Origin of the sequence: Vibrio sp. La 4.2.2 (genome assembly GCF_027586995.1) — a bacterium.
Taxonomy (GTDB): domain Bacteria; phylum Pseudomonadota; class Gammaproteobacteria; order Enterobacterales; family Vibrionaceae; genus Vibrio; species Vibrio mediterranei.
In genome coordinates this window covers 444,842-458,246 of the sequence record NZ_JAPPTJ010000002.1, presented here as the reverse complement: position 1 = coordinate 458,246, position 13,405 = coordinate 444,842, and the positions used below count along the sequence as shown (strand labels likewise).

The following is a 13,405-nucleotide window of genomic DNA, read 5'->3' as shown; positions in this document are numbered from 1 at the left end:
CCCTTGCTAGTAAATCTAAATAGTCTATAGTCCTGTCATTAATTAACGTCCGTGTTATTGGGAGGACTTTATGTTTGACGATTTATCCCTTAGTCATGAAGAGCAGCAAGCTGCTGTAGAACGAATCCAAGAACTGATGAAGCAGGGGATTAGTACTGCTCAAGCGATCAAAATCATAGCTCAAGAGATCCGAGAAGAAAAATCGAAAGACAGTTCTGACGAACAAAGTTGATTTCTGTTATTCAAGTTTATCTATAAAGCCCTTTTAAAGGGCTTTTTTTGTGCCCAAATTCAATCCATTCGAATATCAAATACATGCTACAGAATAGAGCTAAAACGCTCGTGATTCATGAGCGCTTGGTGATTGTAAATAACATATTCAATATATATCAATTATTTATAGAAGCATAATCTACTGTCAGCTTCATTTAAATATATGAGCTTGTAATAAAATTACTTAACCGTTCGAGCAGTGTATATGTTGCAGTGAATTATGCTGCTCAATGAAGGCAGGTGGTTAAAGAATAGTAAGTAGTCACGATCATAATTTGATCATTTTTAGGTGAGTGAGGCTTGTAACAATAAAGAGGCATGCCTTCGATTACAAAGACTGATAGGTGACTTTGATTAGTCAAAACCAAATAAAACATGACAGTGTCACGTTTATGATAATCTCTTAGTTAGCCAAATAAGATCACCAGAACTAAGACTAGAGTTGCGACTATTAGAAGCACACGCCATATCGGACGTGTGTTTTGAACATCTGAACCGTTGTGATGACACATACCCATAATAAAAATACTCGACTAATTGATTCCATTTGTTAACCATAAAGGTTGCTCCAAGGTTAAAGTCAACGATCCAAAAAGACTAAACTAGGACAACAACCAGTACGGTGCGTAACAAAACATAAATGTGGTTTCGTGTTAAAACGTTATTATGTAAGGAGAGAAGTTTAAGGTAGGTTATCTAGGTTCCTTCAAAGTGATGCTGCTTTTAGTTGGGAACATTAATAAAAAATATTTGCACATACGCCGTCCGGTGTTTTTTGATGCCACTTGAACTCCCCAACATTCAAGTGGCTTTTTTTATCGTCATTATGTTTCTATAACGTGAGGTTTCGTTTTTAAGAAAGGAACATGTTCCTAAGGATTTATACAAACTCGTTGTCAGGTCTTAGATAACTAGAGTGTTAATTGAATCTCTAGAATCTCTAGAATCTCTAGAATCTCTAGAATCATAGAAGATAGTTTTTAGGTAGTTGTCAAAGGCCTTAATACGTCGTTGTATATACCTCATGATGAGTGCGCATTATCTATCTTATGTTAAATACAAGATGCATGAGTTTAAAATCCTTACCTTGAACCGCTCTACTACCTTGTTTTAGTCCCGATTTAACCATAATCGACATTTACCATAAAATACCTAATAATCACATGAGTTAATCTACGTTTAACTCTGTTTCTATTAGGCTCAAAAAAGCCAGCATTATTATGCTGGCTTGTACGCTGTTGGATTAACCGCCCGCAAGTTTGACGGTATATCCTTTTTTCTCTAATGCGGCTTTTATTTTGTCTCTTGCATCACCTTGTATTTCGATGTTGCCGTCTTTGACAGAACCACCACAACCACAAACTTTTTTCAGTTCCGCTGCAATGAGTTTTAGCGCAGCATCCTCTAAGTCCAAGCCAGTGACAATTGAAACACCTTTACCTTTGCGTCCTTTAGTCTGTTTTTGAATTCTAACGATACCATCGCCTTTTGGACGTTCCGGTTTTTGCTTTTCTTCTTTAATGCGTCCAGTTTCTGTTGAATATACAAGAGTCATGTTAGTTCTTAGTTTGTTCTGCTTTCTTCTTTGCGATTAGATAAGCTTCAATGTGTCGTTGAATTGCAAGCTTACCACCTTTGATAAGTTTACCATTAAACATACAGTACCAGGCATTATTTGCACCTGTATCATTCTTTATAGTAAACCCATGAAAATTTTCTTGTGCGCCAGCAGACCCGCTCGCGCGTTCAGTTGCAGCTTGCGTCAGCTGTGATGGATCTATGATAGACGCTGTATCACACCACCAATCAATGCTTTTTTTAACCGCAGGTAAAGAGCCTTGTAACTCTCTGTTTTTAATGGTTACTTTCCAAACTTGGTTTGTTGTACCAATGGATTTGAGGGTAAACCCACGATAACTCGCTAGAGCCATAAAGATCTATCTCTTATTGTGTACGTTGATGCTTTACATTGTGTTTCACATGGTATCAGTTATTCTAAACCAATCAATCGAGTTATAGTGCATTAGTATGAAAAAAGACATACCCAGAATCACAGAAACAAAACAAATTGACAGATACTTAGCGAAACTTAGAGGTTCTATAGATACAAGTACCTTTGATGAACTAACTTCCTATCGCTATTCTAAAAATTCCGTCATCGCGATGACCAAAGATTGGAAATTGTTCAATGACTTTTGTCTCAGTTCTCACTACCCATCGCTTCCAGCTTCCGTCGCCACTATAAAAGCGTTTATCGAGCGTGAACGACGAACAAGAAAGTATTCAACAATAAAACGTTACGTCGTAACGATATCACTAATCCACTATTTATTCGATTTTAAAGATCCTGTCAAATCGAGAGAAATTGGCTTAATTATTGAAAATATAAGAGTTTTAGGCATTGATTCTGTCTCAGAAACTCAAGCATTAACACAGGAACACCTCAAACAGTTGAGGTTAAAACTTGAACGTAGTCAATCTCCGAAAGATATTAGAGACTTGGCTATATATAGCGTGATGTTTGAATGCGCATTAAAACGGCGAGATTTACGTCAACTATCTCGAATGAATGTAAAGCTTAACGAATACGATGAGTGTCTCGTGGAGATTGATAGCGCAGTTTACCAATTAAGCAATGAATCAAGCACCATTTTATTACGATGGCTCGAACTAACACCCTGCACTACTATATTTACCGGTATTGACCGACACGGCAACATTAAGGACAACGAACTGAATGATTCTTCGATTTTTCGAATCTTACGTCAGGCCAGCGACATACTAGAACTACCGTTTGAAGTTAAATTTTCTTCCCAATCGTGTCGTGTAGGTGCTGTTAAAAAGTTGGCTCAGGACGGTCTTAAAATAAAAGAAATTCAAGAATTTGGTCGATGGGCTAGCCCCGCTATGCCACTACAATATAGCGGCAAGCGGACACTATCCGAAAAGGAAAAAGCAAAGTTTAAAGACGACAATAACTATGATTAACGGAATGAAGATTCAATGCAGTCGGACAAAAACTCTGAGAACTCAAGACCAGAATGCTCAACCATCTTCGGAAACATAGAAATCGGTGTCATACCTGGAAAGGTGTTAACTTCGTTTAGGTAAATCTTGTTGTCTTCGGTCAAAAAGAAATCAATTCTTGATAGGTGTCTGAGCTTCATTTGCGTGAATACTTTGACTGCACTGGTGTGAATAATGTTTAACTGCTCGTCTGTTAGGTCACTCGCTTCTACTGTTGTAGTTGAATGACTGTCTGAACTGTACTTTTCATCATAAGTATAAAACGCACCATCAGGAGCGATAATTTCACCAGGCTTGGTAATGTGCAATTTCCCTTTGTACTCGTAAGCCGCGACCTCCAGCTCTCTTGGTTTTACTGACTGCTCTATAACAACTTGATCCGAATAACCAAAAGCTGCATCAATACTGGCCTCCAACTGTTCGATTTCAGTTACACTGTAACATCCCACAGAAGACCCCTGCTTTGCGGCTTTTACAAATACTTTTCCCCATTTTTCGAAAGCTTGAGTAGCTCTCGCATGAGCTTCTTTATCGTTGTCGGTAAGGAATAGATAAGGTGTATTAGGTATGTCTAATGTGTCATACCACAACTTCGATGTGATTTTGTTAAAGCTATTGCTACTAGCTTCAGGGCCACAGCCCAAATACGGAATACCTGCCATCTCAAAAAGAGATTGAATATCGCCGGTTTCACCAGGGAAACCGTGAATACAAGGAACAACGTAATCGATGTGCAGAGTTTGCTGATCATTAACAAGGGCTTTTTGATTAAGGTCTAAGACAACTAAATGACCATCACTACACTTCCAGCCCTCTTGAGTTATTTCAACCCGCGTAACATTGAATCTAGGATTGAGTTTGAGTTGGCTTTCAAGAAAGTTTGCTGAAACGAGAGACACTTCGTGCTCAGCAGAGCCACCACCACATAGAAGAAGAATATTGAGTTCTGACATCTTAAGCTTGTCCTTAAATTGCTTTCACTAAATGATAAACGATCGAGAAACAACATTCAGTTCTAAATCTGTTAAATCTGCCACCATAGTTACTGTCTGCACATAATACATACAAAAACGCGCTCAATTTTGGATTGAACGCGTTATAACAGTATGAGTATCAATTAGTTCAGCTTGCTCAATGTCGGATATTCCGACTTCTTGATTTGGTCGATGCTACGTACGAACGGCTTAAGGTTTTTAAACTCATTTGGCAGTGTCGCGATAGCTTCCTTCGCTTGTTGCTTCGTTGCATAGTCACCGAAGAGGATTGAATACCATTTCGTTCCGTTTACTACCTTGTAGTTTTGCCAAATTGGCTGGCCGTTCTTTGGTAGTTTATCCGAAAAAGTTGCAACTTTGGCTTGGCTGCCAACGGCAACTACTTGAATTGTGTAGCCAAAACGGAAATCTTGCTCAGCTTGTTTTTTTGATGGTGGTACGATTTTTACTACATCATTTTTAGCAGGCTGTGTTTGGGTCGTTGTCGTGGTAGTTGCAGCCACTTTTTGCTCTTGCACGGGGGCTTTCTGTGCCGCTGGCTCTTTCTTAACATCTTCTGTTTGTGTAGCCGCTACAGCAACAGGAGCAACTGTCGTTGTTTCTACGGGTGCGTAATCCTCGCGATAACTTTCAGATTTCACCTCGGTTGTATACTCACTAGAAGAACACGCTGCTAATAATGAAACTAAACTTAAAATAACGACTTTTTTCATTTTATTACTGCCTGAGTTAATAATTCCCTAAATCATGCAGACAGAACTCTCTTGAATCAAAGATTCACAGCACCTGTCCTTTCTTCCTGTGACATGTTACACAATAATTGAGGTACAGCAATATGTTATGTCTAATTTTAGGAGCCAACAGTGTCTAAGTGATGCCTTCCTAGACTACTATAGTTACGTCTCATAAGGATCATTTGTAGGTCACTGTCGTCTTTTACTGTTGTAGAGGTAAACCATGTCGTTAGACACTCTTTTCAAGCCATCTTCTATTGCTGTTATCGGCGCATCGATAAAGCCTCATCGAGCAGGTAGCGTAGTGATTAAAAACCTTCTCTTGGGAGGTTATCAAGGTACGATTTTGCCCGTTCATCCTCGATATAAATCTGTTAACGGCATACTCTGCTATCGCGCAGTGAGTGAACTTCCGCTAAAACCAGACATAGCTATCTTGTGCACTAAAGGCGAGCGAAACGTAGATTTATTCAATGATCTTGCGATTTCTGGCGTTAAAACCGTTATCGTAATGGCATCAGATATGAGTCGTCCGTTTGATGATGCGACAACGATAGAACAAAAATGCCTTCAGATAGCGCAGCAGTCTGGCATGCGTATATTAGGTCCAAATAGCCTCGGCATCCTTTTACCTTGGCAAAACTTCAATGCCTCATTTTCTCCTGTTAACTGTAAGCCAGGTAAACTAGCGTTCATATCTCAATCATCAGCGGTTTGTACTACTATACTTGACTGGGCCAATGATAAGAGCATAGGTTTTTCAGCATTCTTATCCATTGGTTCTGGATTGGATGTGGATTTCGATGAGTTACTTGATTACCTAGCTCGAGACAGTAAGACCGAATCCATTCTTTTGTATGTAGACTCTATTCGCGATGCTCGCCGTTTTATGTCGGCAGCGCGTGCGGCATCGCGTAACCGTCGGATTCTGGTCTTAAAGGCAGGTAGAAACAATCTGACTAATTTAGTTAAAGGCAATGAATCCTACTCATTTGATATCGTTTACGACTCGGCGATTCAGCGCGCCGGTATGCTTAGGGTAAATAACACACACGAACTATTCGCAGCAGTAGAAACGTTAACACATTCCGTCCCACTCCGTGGAGAAAGACTAGCTGTAATAACCAACGGAATTGGCCCAGCGAACATGGCTTTGGATACGTTGACCGATCGAGGCGGCAGTATCGCCCAACTTTCTGATGAAACAATATCTAGACTGTCTAAGGTTCTACCTGATACTTGGTCCAATGGGAACCCTATCGACCTTGTCGGTGATGCAACCGCGAAAAGGTACTGTGACGCACTGAGCATAGTCTTAGACAGTGATGATGTGGATGCTATTCTAATCATGCATAGCCCATCTGCCACAGCAGATTCGCAGCAAACGGCTGCGAAGCTCATTGAAACGATCCAAAAACACCCCAAATCTAAACGATTTAATGTTTTGACGAACTGGTCTGGAGAAGCGACAGCTAAAGCCGCCCGCCTTCTATTTACCAATCATGGTATACCAACATACAGAACGCCTGAGAGCGCAGTCACGGCCTTCATGCATTTGGTCGAATACCGACGAAATCAATGGCAATTAATGGAAACACCAACAACGACAGACTCGTATACCACAGAGCAGCTTTCTAAAGCTCACGAATGGCTCGCATCCCATGTTGAATCCATATCCGAAGATAAAGAATTCACGCAACTTGAATCTCATATCTGCGAACAACTATTTGATTTATTTGAGCTTCCTACTCTTCCCACTTGGTTGGCTCATGACCCAACAGAGGCGATACATCTAGCAGAAAATATAGGTTACCCTGTCACAGTGAAGCTTCGTTCTCCTGATATTGCTCACAAGTCTGATATACATGGCGTCATGTTAAACTTGAGAGATGCCAATGAAGTCAGTAGCGCGGCACAGTCAATACTCGACCGCACCAAGCTCTCCTATCCCGAAGCAAGGATTGAAGGATTGACGGTACAACAAATGGCTAAGATTGCAGGTGGTCAAGAGATTCGCGTCAAAGTGATCACTGATGCTACGTTCGGGCCAGCAATCTTTCTAGGCCAAGGTGGTTCAGACTGGAAAATTGAAAAAGAGGCGGTCACCGCATTGCCACCAGTCAATATGGCTCTAGCTCGTTACTTAATTATTAATGCAATTAACAAAGGAACGTTAAGATTCCAGCAATCTCCTAATCCGGTAAATCTTGGAAACTTAGCGCAATTTTTGGTGAAAATTTCACAAATCATTGTTGCTTGCCCTGAGATACACGAATTAGATATCCACCCACTCCTTTTGAATGGTGATGACATCACTATATTAGATGCTTCAGTGGTAATAAAAGGCTACGAAGGAGAACCTCAAGCTCGGCTTGCAATCAGGCCGTATCCTACCGAGATGGAGGAGCTCATAACTTTGAAAGATGGCTCAAAAATTTCGTTGCGCCCTATTCGACCTGAGGATGAACCCTTTCATGCAGATTTCATTAATAACGTCACCAAAGAAGACCTTTATAAGCGTTTTTTCTCAGATGTCGGTGAGTTTAACCATGAGGCGTTAGCAAACTTAACTCAAATCGATTACGACCGTGAAATGGCATTTGTTGCTGTCGACCTTAGTTACGCTAATCCACACATCATAGGAGTCTCTCGAGTTTTAGTTACCCCCGATAATTCTGACGCCGAGTTCGCCATCTTGATACGTTCTGATTTGAAAGGCAAAGGGCTTGGGCGTGTATTAATGAATAAAATTATTGATTATTGTAAAAGTAAGAACACCAGACAGATCTCTGGAATGACCATGCCAACAAACCGTGGGATGCTAACGCTAGCTCAAAAATTGGGTTTTGAGCTAGACGTACAATTCGAAGATGGTGTGGCAGATATGGTTTTAGTACTAAATCGATAATTTGAGCAATTATTGTAGATCCCAAGTGTTGGCTAAATGACGTATACACCAAGACTTGGCCTCTCCAATATTGTTTCTTTTCCAAGCCATAACGATATCTATGGTCGCTTCATCGGTGTCTTTGATTCGTTTGAGCTTACCTTCTTTGATCAAGGTTTCAGCTACTTGTGTTGGTAAGGTCCCAATCCCAAGCCCTTTTACCAATGCATCTATTTTAGTCACTAAGTTTGATACGGTAAGACGAGGTTGCTTCTCTAGAATATTTACACTTAATGCAGGTTGCTCTCTCGCAGTATCAGCGATAGCAATGACTCGATATTTTTCTCGAGCACTACTGTCAAAAACACCACTGCGTTTATGTACATAATGATCAGTTGCAGCTACCCAAGTCATTGACATAGGGCCAAGTATTTGTGTTTTCACCCCTTGAGGCACAACTTCAGGTTGAGGACACACCAACAAAGCGCAACGGTCTTCATTTAATGACTCCCAACAGCCAGCTAATACCTCTTCCTCTAGTTTGATTCTGGTTTTGCTCACCATGCCAAGTTTATCAACTAAATCAAAAAAATTGCCAACAGGAATAATGCTGTCGTATGCAATAGTAAGGTCAAGCTCCCAACCATTTGCAAGCAAACGAGCCTCATTGACCATATTCTCTGTAGCTTGGAGTATGACTCGTCCTCTCTCTAGAATCAGCTTTCCTGCATCCGTTAAAGATGCTTTGTGGCCCGAACGGTCAAAGATCATAATATCTAAATCTTGTTCAAGTTTTTGAATCTGATAGCTCAGGGATGACGTTGCTTTATCGAGTTCTGATGCAGCTGCAGCAAACGACCCTCTTCTTTCTATAGCGTCAAGAATATGAAGGGCCTCTAGTGTTATGGGGTTATGCACTTAACTTCCTTATCAATGAAACAGATAAATATATAATACAACCTAGCGTGAATAAAAAAAGCGACTTCATTTAGAAGCCGCTTTTCTACGTTATAGCATTTTAAAATCTGAGCATATTAAAATGTATATTGAGCATTTAAGCGAACAGAACGACCTGGTTGATATACTTGCGTCCATGCTGTTCTGTAATTTTCATCAAAGGCATTAATTAAAGATAAATCAACCTTTAGCCCTTCGAGGTTGCTTGTCGGTTCCCAAGATGCATAAAAGTCAACAAGTTGGTAAGAGTCAAATGGCCCCTCGGTGTAGCCTGTTGGAACTCGATCCTGTGCACTTACGAAAGTAGCCCTAGTACCGATTTTGGTGTCGATATTCCAAAAACCATATTGTAAATGTGCGACCCATTTATCCGCCGGGATGTTAGTAATCCATTCATCAGTATCGGTATCTTTACCACGAGTTTGACCATAAGATAAACCGACCAATAGTTGCTGCCAACGATAGTCCGCTGCTACTTCATAACCGGTAAGTTCTGCGTTATCGATATTGCTCGATCTACTTGTACCTGCACACCCCTCAAGCGAACCACCAATACCACACGAGCTAGAAGGTGTCATGTCTACATCTAAGTTGATAAAGTCTTTAACTTTGTTTTGGAATGCAGCTGCTGTTATGTCTAAAGAGTCATCAGCAAATACATTTTCAAAGTTAAATTGTCCCTTAAGCTCAATGTTGTGAGATTTCTCTGGGTTCAATTCTGGGTTTGGAACAAAGATGTTGCTAGGACCACCAGGTCCAAAGGCAAAGTGTGTTCCACTCATATAAAGCTCTGATGTATCAGGCGCTCGGAACGCTTCGTCATATCTAATCGACCAGGCCATCCACTGCTTAGCTTGCCACAACAAACCTACAGATGGCGACCATGCCGACTGGTTATTGTCGTCATAGCCTTGAGCTTTAGATGTGAATGAATCGTATCTGACGCCCAAGTCAGCGACTAATGATTCCACAATTTGGTAATTGATGTAGCCAAACGCTCCAATTACTGAAGTTTGTGCATCTTTAGGTAATTCAGGTCTTCCCGAAACTGATGCTGCTCGTGTTGCATCTAGCTCATCTAAATAACCATCGACACCGGTAAATAACTTCAATTTCCCTGATTCAGATTGGTTCGTTAGATTGAACCCTGTGGTGTTTACTTGAGATATATCTTCACCAGCTATAGAGGGGTCGTTTTCGGTGATCTTAGTATCATTTCTATATAGGGAGGCTTCTAGGTTAACCCAAGGATTATTAGGGTTAAATGCGTAGTTGACGCCATAGGATTGATCTTTAGTGCGGCGACTAATCAAGCCATCAGGATCATTAAGTTGGCCACTAGAGTCACCTACTACAGGTGGGCGACCATCTAAATCAGCATAACGGAGGTTAAATCCAAGTTTGTGTGCTTCGTTGATTTGCCAGTTAAACTTAGCAAGGCCCGTTTTGTTAGTAGCCTCAGTACCGTAAAGTGTAGAACCATCACCTTGTTTCATGTAACCACTGTCTTTGTAGCTACCAGCGAGAATCCAATCAATGTTGTCGTTTTTGTTGGCTAAAGCCGCGGTATTTGTCCAAACATCACCATTGTCTTGGTAACCAACTTTTACGCGACCACCTAAACCGTTTTCTTCAACGATATCGTCAGCGCTCAGGGTATTCTGTACTACTACGCCACCTATAGCACCAGACCCGTATAACGAACTGATTGGGCCTTTTACAACTTCAACGCTACCTAAAAGAGATGGATCTAAAAAGTAAGTAGGTCGATGGCCGTACTGCATGTTTTGACGGTTGCCATCAATTACTTGCAAGACTTTGTTACCACTCAATCCTCGGATATTGATAGATTGATTACCAGGTACATTTGCACCTACTACGGACACGTTAGGTTCATACTTTATAGCTTCGGCGACGGAATTAGGTTGGATTTCATCGAGTTTTTCTAAGTCCACTTTAGCTACAGAACGCGTTTTGTCTTGATCAGTTTTCTCAGCACGAGAGCCTGTCACAACCACCTCATTCAATGAGGAAACATCATTCTCCGCGAAAGCGTTTGAAGAAAGTGCTAGCACCACTGAGCTAGCGATAATCGACAGTTTAAGTTTCATAGTTCCTTCTTTATATCTGTTCGAATCACATCAAGGACGTTGATTATTACAAATATAAATACGAATTACTATCATTTCCACTTGCGTTAGTGGCAATTATTTTCATCTTTACATTGATTTACACTACAGTGTGCATTCTGTTTTATATGGGATTTTAGGCACAAAAAAAGGAAGGTAAACCTTCCTTTTTTAGATACCTTTGAATGATATCTTTAAGCCAACGATGACTTCATTACTTTAGGTGTAGGCGTAATGCTATCTCTATAGCTAAACCACAGATAACTTACTGCAATAATGTAGAACAGATATGAAAGCGCAAAAACAATAGGCGATGTGATCAGATCGTTTGAGATACTGAGGCCAACACCAACTACAGTAACGGTCAATTTGGCCATCGTGCCTAACAACAACAAGCCCATTGCAAATTGAGGGAATCGAGTACTTGCAAAAGCAATCATGTAACATGCGCCTACTGCTAGTGATGCAATAGATAAGCCTAAAAGGTATGAGTGAAGGTGATCAGCTGCCGCATAACCTGCTCCAAGTGAAACACCAAGCAACATTAAAATCTTAGTCATGAACATAAGTTACCTCAACAAAATAGAAAAATAGTGTTTGAAATATCCATTTTTCAAATATGCAAACTCACTTTACATGTATTGTCTGTGTTATTTTATCGAAATTCAAGCACGTTTTTTACGCAATTTACCAGTTTAAATCGACACCATTTTTGTTGTAACAAGTAGCTAACATAACTTACCTTTGCTCTCCTTTGTTTACAGTATGTTACGTATTTTACCTACGTTAACTGCAACTGAATTAACAAATAAATTACATACAAGAGAATTCGGATTAATTTAGATTTCTGTGAACAGCACCGGAAATACTTTCGATGAAACAAAATATTAACCTGAAAGCGTAACTTATTTTACATGAGTGAGTTTATTTGAACTAATTCAAAGAAATCGATTCCAATCACAGTTTTATTGGTTATAATCCGCGCTCATTTGCGACATATGTTGATAAACGCAAACTTAATTTGAATTTTTAACCCCCGAACGTTGTTCGAAATATCAGAGAACCAAAATGAGCAAGATTGATAAAGCTATGCGAATCCTAATTGCTGGATTCTGTATCAACCTTTGTCTTGGCATCCTATATGCTTGGAGTGTCTTCAATAAAGCGTTAGTTAGCGAATGGGGCTGGAGTGCCGCTGATGCATCCTCACCTTATGCTATTGCAACCATCACCTTCTCTATCTGTCTTTTAGTTGCGGGTATTCTTCAAGACCGTATGGGTCCACGTAATATTCTAATTTTAGGTGCAGCACTAACTGGCTTAGGCATGATCGCGTCAAGCTTTGCTCAATCAGTTTTAATGCTAAATATTACCTTTGGTGTTATCACTGGCGCAGGTATCGGTTTTGGCTACGCTTGTCTTTCTCCATCTGCGATGAAGTGGTTCCACCCTTCCAAAAAAGGTATGGTTAATGGCTTAATCGCCGCTGGGTTTGGTTTAGCAGCGGTTTACCTGGCACCTTTGACTTCATCTCTGATTGGACAAATGGGGATCAGTTCTGCGTTTATGGTTCTAGGTGTTGGTGTCTTAATCATTGCGGTTCCACTTGCTGCTACTATCAATAACCCACCAGCAGGTTACATTCCTGAAGAACCAAAAGTAAAAGCAGGCAAAGCACCAGTTCAGGTGAAAAAGGCGACCGATATTGGTTGGAAAGCGATGCTTAAAACACCTCAATTTTACTCGCTTTGGATCATGTATGCATTTGCAGCGGCAGCCGGTTTGATGATCATTGGTAACATCACAAATATCGCGAGTGTTCAAGCTAACTTACCAAATGCTGTTTACCTAGCTTCATTACTGGCTATTTTCAACTCTGGTGGTCGTATTGCAGCGGGTATACTATCGGATAAAATTGGTGGCGTTCGTACGCTGATGCTTGCGTTTGTCTTACAAGGCGTAAACATGGTGATGTTTTCGACTTTCACTAGCGAATTCATGCTAATTATCGGTACCGCTGTTGCTGCAGTTGGTTACGGTACGCTTCTAGCTGTATTCCCTTCTCTAACTGCGGAATATTACGGTCTTAAGAACTACGGTACTAATTACGGCGTACTTTACACCTCTTGGGGTATCGGCGGTGCAATCGGTGCAGCAATCGTTGGTTACTCAATGACTCACGGCGGCGGTTATAACCTGGCCTACACAATTTCAGCTGCAATGATGGGCGTTTGTGTGGTTCTGTCTTTCATCACTAAACCAATTTCAGAGCAAAAAGCGGCGCAACTTTCAGCGGCTTAACAGCTCTATCTAATATTGTTTCATCAAGGCTCAACGTTCCGTTGAGCCTTTTTTTTGTTAAACGTTGGAAAAATATTGATTTATTAACAAAAATTAGCACTA

At 40.6% G+C, this 13,405-nt stretch carries 11 protein-coding genes; 4 read left to right on the top strand and 7 right to left on the bottom strand.

Features of this window, described 5'->3' with window-relative positions:
- Positions 1 to 70: 70 nt before the first annotated feature.
- A complete protein-coding gene (locus OH456_RS05220; RefSeq protein ID WP_006075648.1) occupies positions 71 to 232 on the top strand; it encodes a YoaH family protein in 162 nt (53 codons plus the stop codon).
- 1,284 nt (positions 233 to 1,516) lie between these two features.
- Here the strand turns inward: OH456_RS05220 and yciH are convergent.
- Positions 1,517 to 1,828, bottom strand: coding sequence for a stress response translation initiation inhibitor YciH (gene yciH / locus OH456_RS05215; protein ID WP_038226864.1), 312 nt, complete (start codon positions 1,826 to 1,828; stop codon positions 1,517 to 1,519).
- A gap of 1 nt (position 1,829) precedes the next feature.
- Complete coding sequence (locus tag OH456_RS05210; protein ID WP_270032961.1) at positions 1,830 to 2,204, bottom strand: DUF3319 domain-containing protein; 375 nt, start codon at positions 2,202 to 2,204, stop codon at positions 1,830 to 1,832.
- A gap of 97 nt (positions 2,205 to 2,301) precedes the next feature.
- On the opposite strand from OH456_RS05210, the gene OH456_RS05205 reads away from it, so the two are divergent.
- Positions 2,302 to 3,261 carry an integrase gene (locus OH456_RS05205; protein WP_270032960.1) on the top strand — a complete coding sequence of 320 codons (960 nt, stop codon included), beginning with the start codon at positions 2,302 to 2,304 and terminating at the stop codon, positions 3,259 to 3,261.
- Here OH456_RS05205 and OH456_RS05200 read toward each other — a convergent pair.
- Entirely contained in the window at positions 3,258 to 4,253 is a 996-nt protein-coding gene (locus OH456_RS05200; protein ID WP_236110423.1) for a D-alanine--D-alanine ligase, read from the bottom strand. The genes OH456_RS05205 and OH456_RS05200 overlap by 4 nt on opposite strands.
- Before the next feature lie 164 nt (positions 4,254 to 4,417).
- On the bottom strand, positions 4,418 to 5,008 hold the full coding sequence (locus OH456_RS05195) for an SPOR domain-containing protein (RefSeq protein WP_031493192.1): 591 nt from the start codon (positions 5,006 to 5,008) through the stop codon (positions 4,418 to 4,420).
- 244 nt (positions 5,009 to 5,252) lie between these two features.
- Here OH456_RS05195 and OH456_RS05190 point away from each other — a divergent pair, with 244 nt between their 5' ends.
- A complete protein-coding gene (locus tag OH456_RS05190) occupies positions 5,253 to 7,937 on the top strand; it encodes a bifunctional acetate--CoA ligase family protein/GNAT family N-acetyltransferase (protein ID WP_270032959.1) in 2,685 nt (894 codons plus the stop codon).
- Between the two features lie 9 nt (positions 7,938 to 7,946).
- Here OH456_RS05190 and OH456_RS05185 read toward each other — a convergent pair whose 3' ends face one another.
- From OH456_RS05185 to OH456_RS05175, 3 genes are all read right to left on the bottom strand, one after another.
- The gene (locus OH456_RS05185; protein ID WP_270032958.1) at positions 7,947 to 8,834 is read right to left on the bottom strand and encodes a LysR family transcriptional regulator; all 888 of its coding nucleotides are present in this window, start codon (positions 8,832 to 8,834) and stop codon (positions 7,947 to 7,949) included.
- A 116-nt stretch (positions 8,835 to 8,950) separates the two neighbouring features.
- On the bottom strand, positions 8,951 to 10,984 hold the full coding sequence (locus tag OH456_RS05180) for a TonB-dependent hemoglobin/transferrin/lactoferrin family receptor (protein ID WP_006074907.1): 2,034 nt from the start codon (positions 10,982 to 10,984) through the stop codon (positions 8,951 to 8,953).
- Between the two features lie 212 nt (positions 10,985 to 11,196).
- Positions 11,197 to 11,562: a hypothetical protein gene (locus OH456_RS05175; RefSeq protein WP_006074906.1), complete on the bottom strand. Its 366-nt coding sequence runs from the start codon at positions 11,560 to 11,562 to the stop codon at positions 11,197 to 11,199.
- Positions 11,563 to 12,070: 508 nt separating this feature from the next.
- Here OH456_RS05175 and OH456_RS05170 point away from each other — a divergent pair.
- A complete protein-coding gene (locus OH456_RS05170) occupies positions 12,071 to 13,303 on the top strand; it encodes an L-lactate MFS transporter (RefSeq protein ID WP_270032957.1) in 1,233 nt (410 codons plus the stop codon).
- The last annotated feature ends 102 nt before the right edge of the window (positions 13,304 to 13,405 follow it).

Coding starts and splice junctions, on each gene's coding strand:
- OH456_RS05220 (WP_006075648.1), top strand. CDS start 71: ATGTTTGACGATTTATCCCTTAGTCATGAAGAGCAGCAAGCTGCTGTA.
- yciH (WP_038226864.1), bottom strand. CDS start 1,828: ATGACTCTTGTATATTCAACAGAAACTGGACGCATTAAAGAAGAAAAG.
- OH456_RS05210 (WP_270032961.1), bottom strand. CDS start 2,204: ATGGCTCTAGCGAGTTATCGTGGGTTTACCCTCAAATCCATTGGTACA.
- OH456_RS05205 (WP_270032960.1), top strand. CDS start 2,302: ATGAAAAAAGACATACCCAGAATCACAGAAACAAAACAAATTGACAGA.
- OH456_RS05200 (WP_236110423.1), bottom strand. CDS start 4,253: ATGTCAGAACTCAATATTCTTCTTCTATGTGGTGGTGGCTCTGCTGAG.
- OH456_RS05195 (WP_031493192.1), bottom strand. CDS start 5,008: ATGAAAAAAGTCGTTATTTTAAGTTTAGTTTCATTATTAGCAGCGTGT.
- OH456_RS05190 (WP_270032959.1), top strand. CDS start 5,253: ATGTCGTTAGACACTCTTTTCAAGCCATCTTCTATTGCTGTTATCGGC.
- OH456_RS05180 (WP_006074907.1), bottom strand. CDS start 10,984: ATGAAACTTAAACTGTCGATTATCGCTAGCTCAGTGGTGCTAGCACTT.
- OH456_RS05175 (WP_006074906.1), bottom strand. CDS start 11,562: ATGACTAAGATTTTAATGTTGCTTGGTGTTTCACTTGGAGCAGGTTAT.
- OH456_RS05170 (WP_270032957.1), top strand. CDS start 12,071: ATGAGCAAGATTGATAAAGCTATGCGAATCCTAATTGCTGGATTCTGT.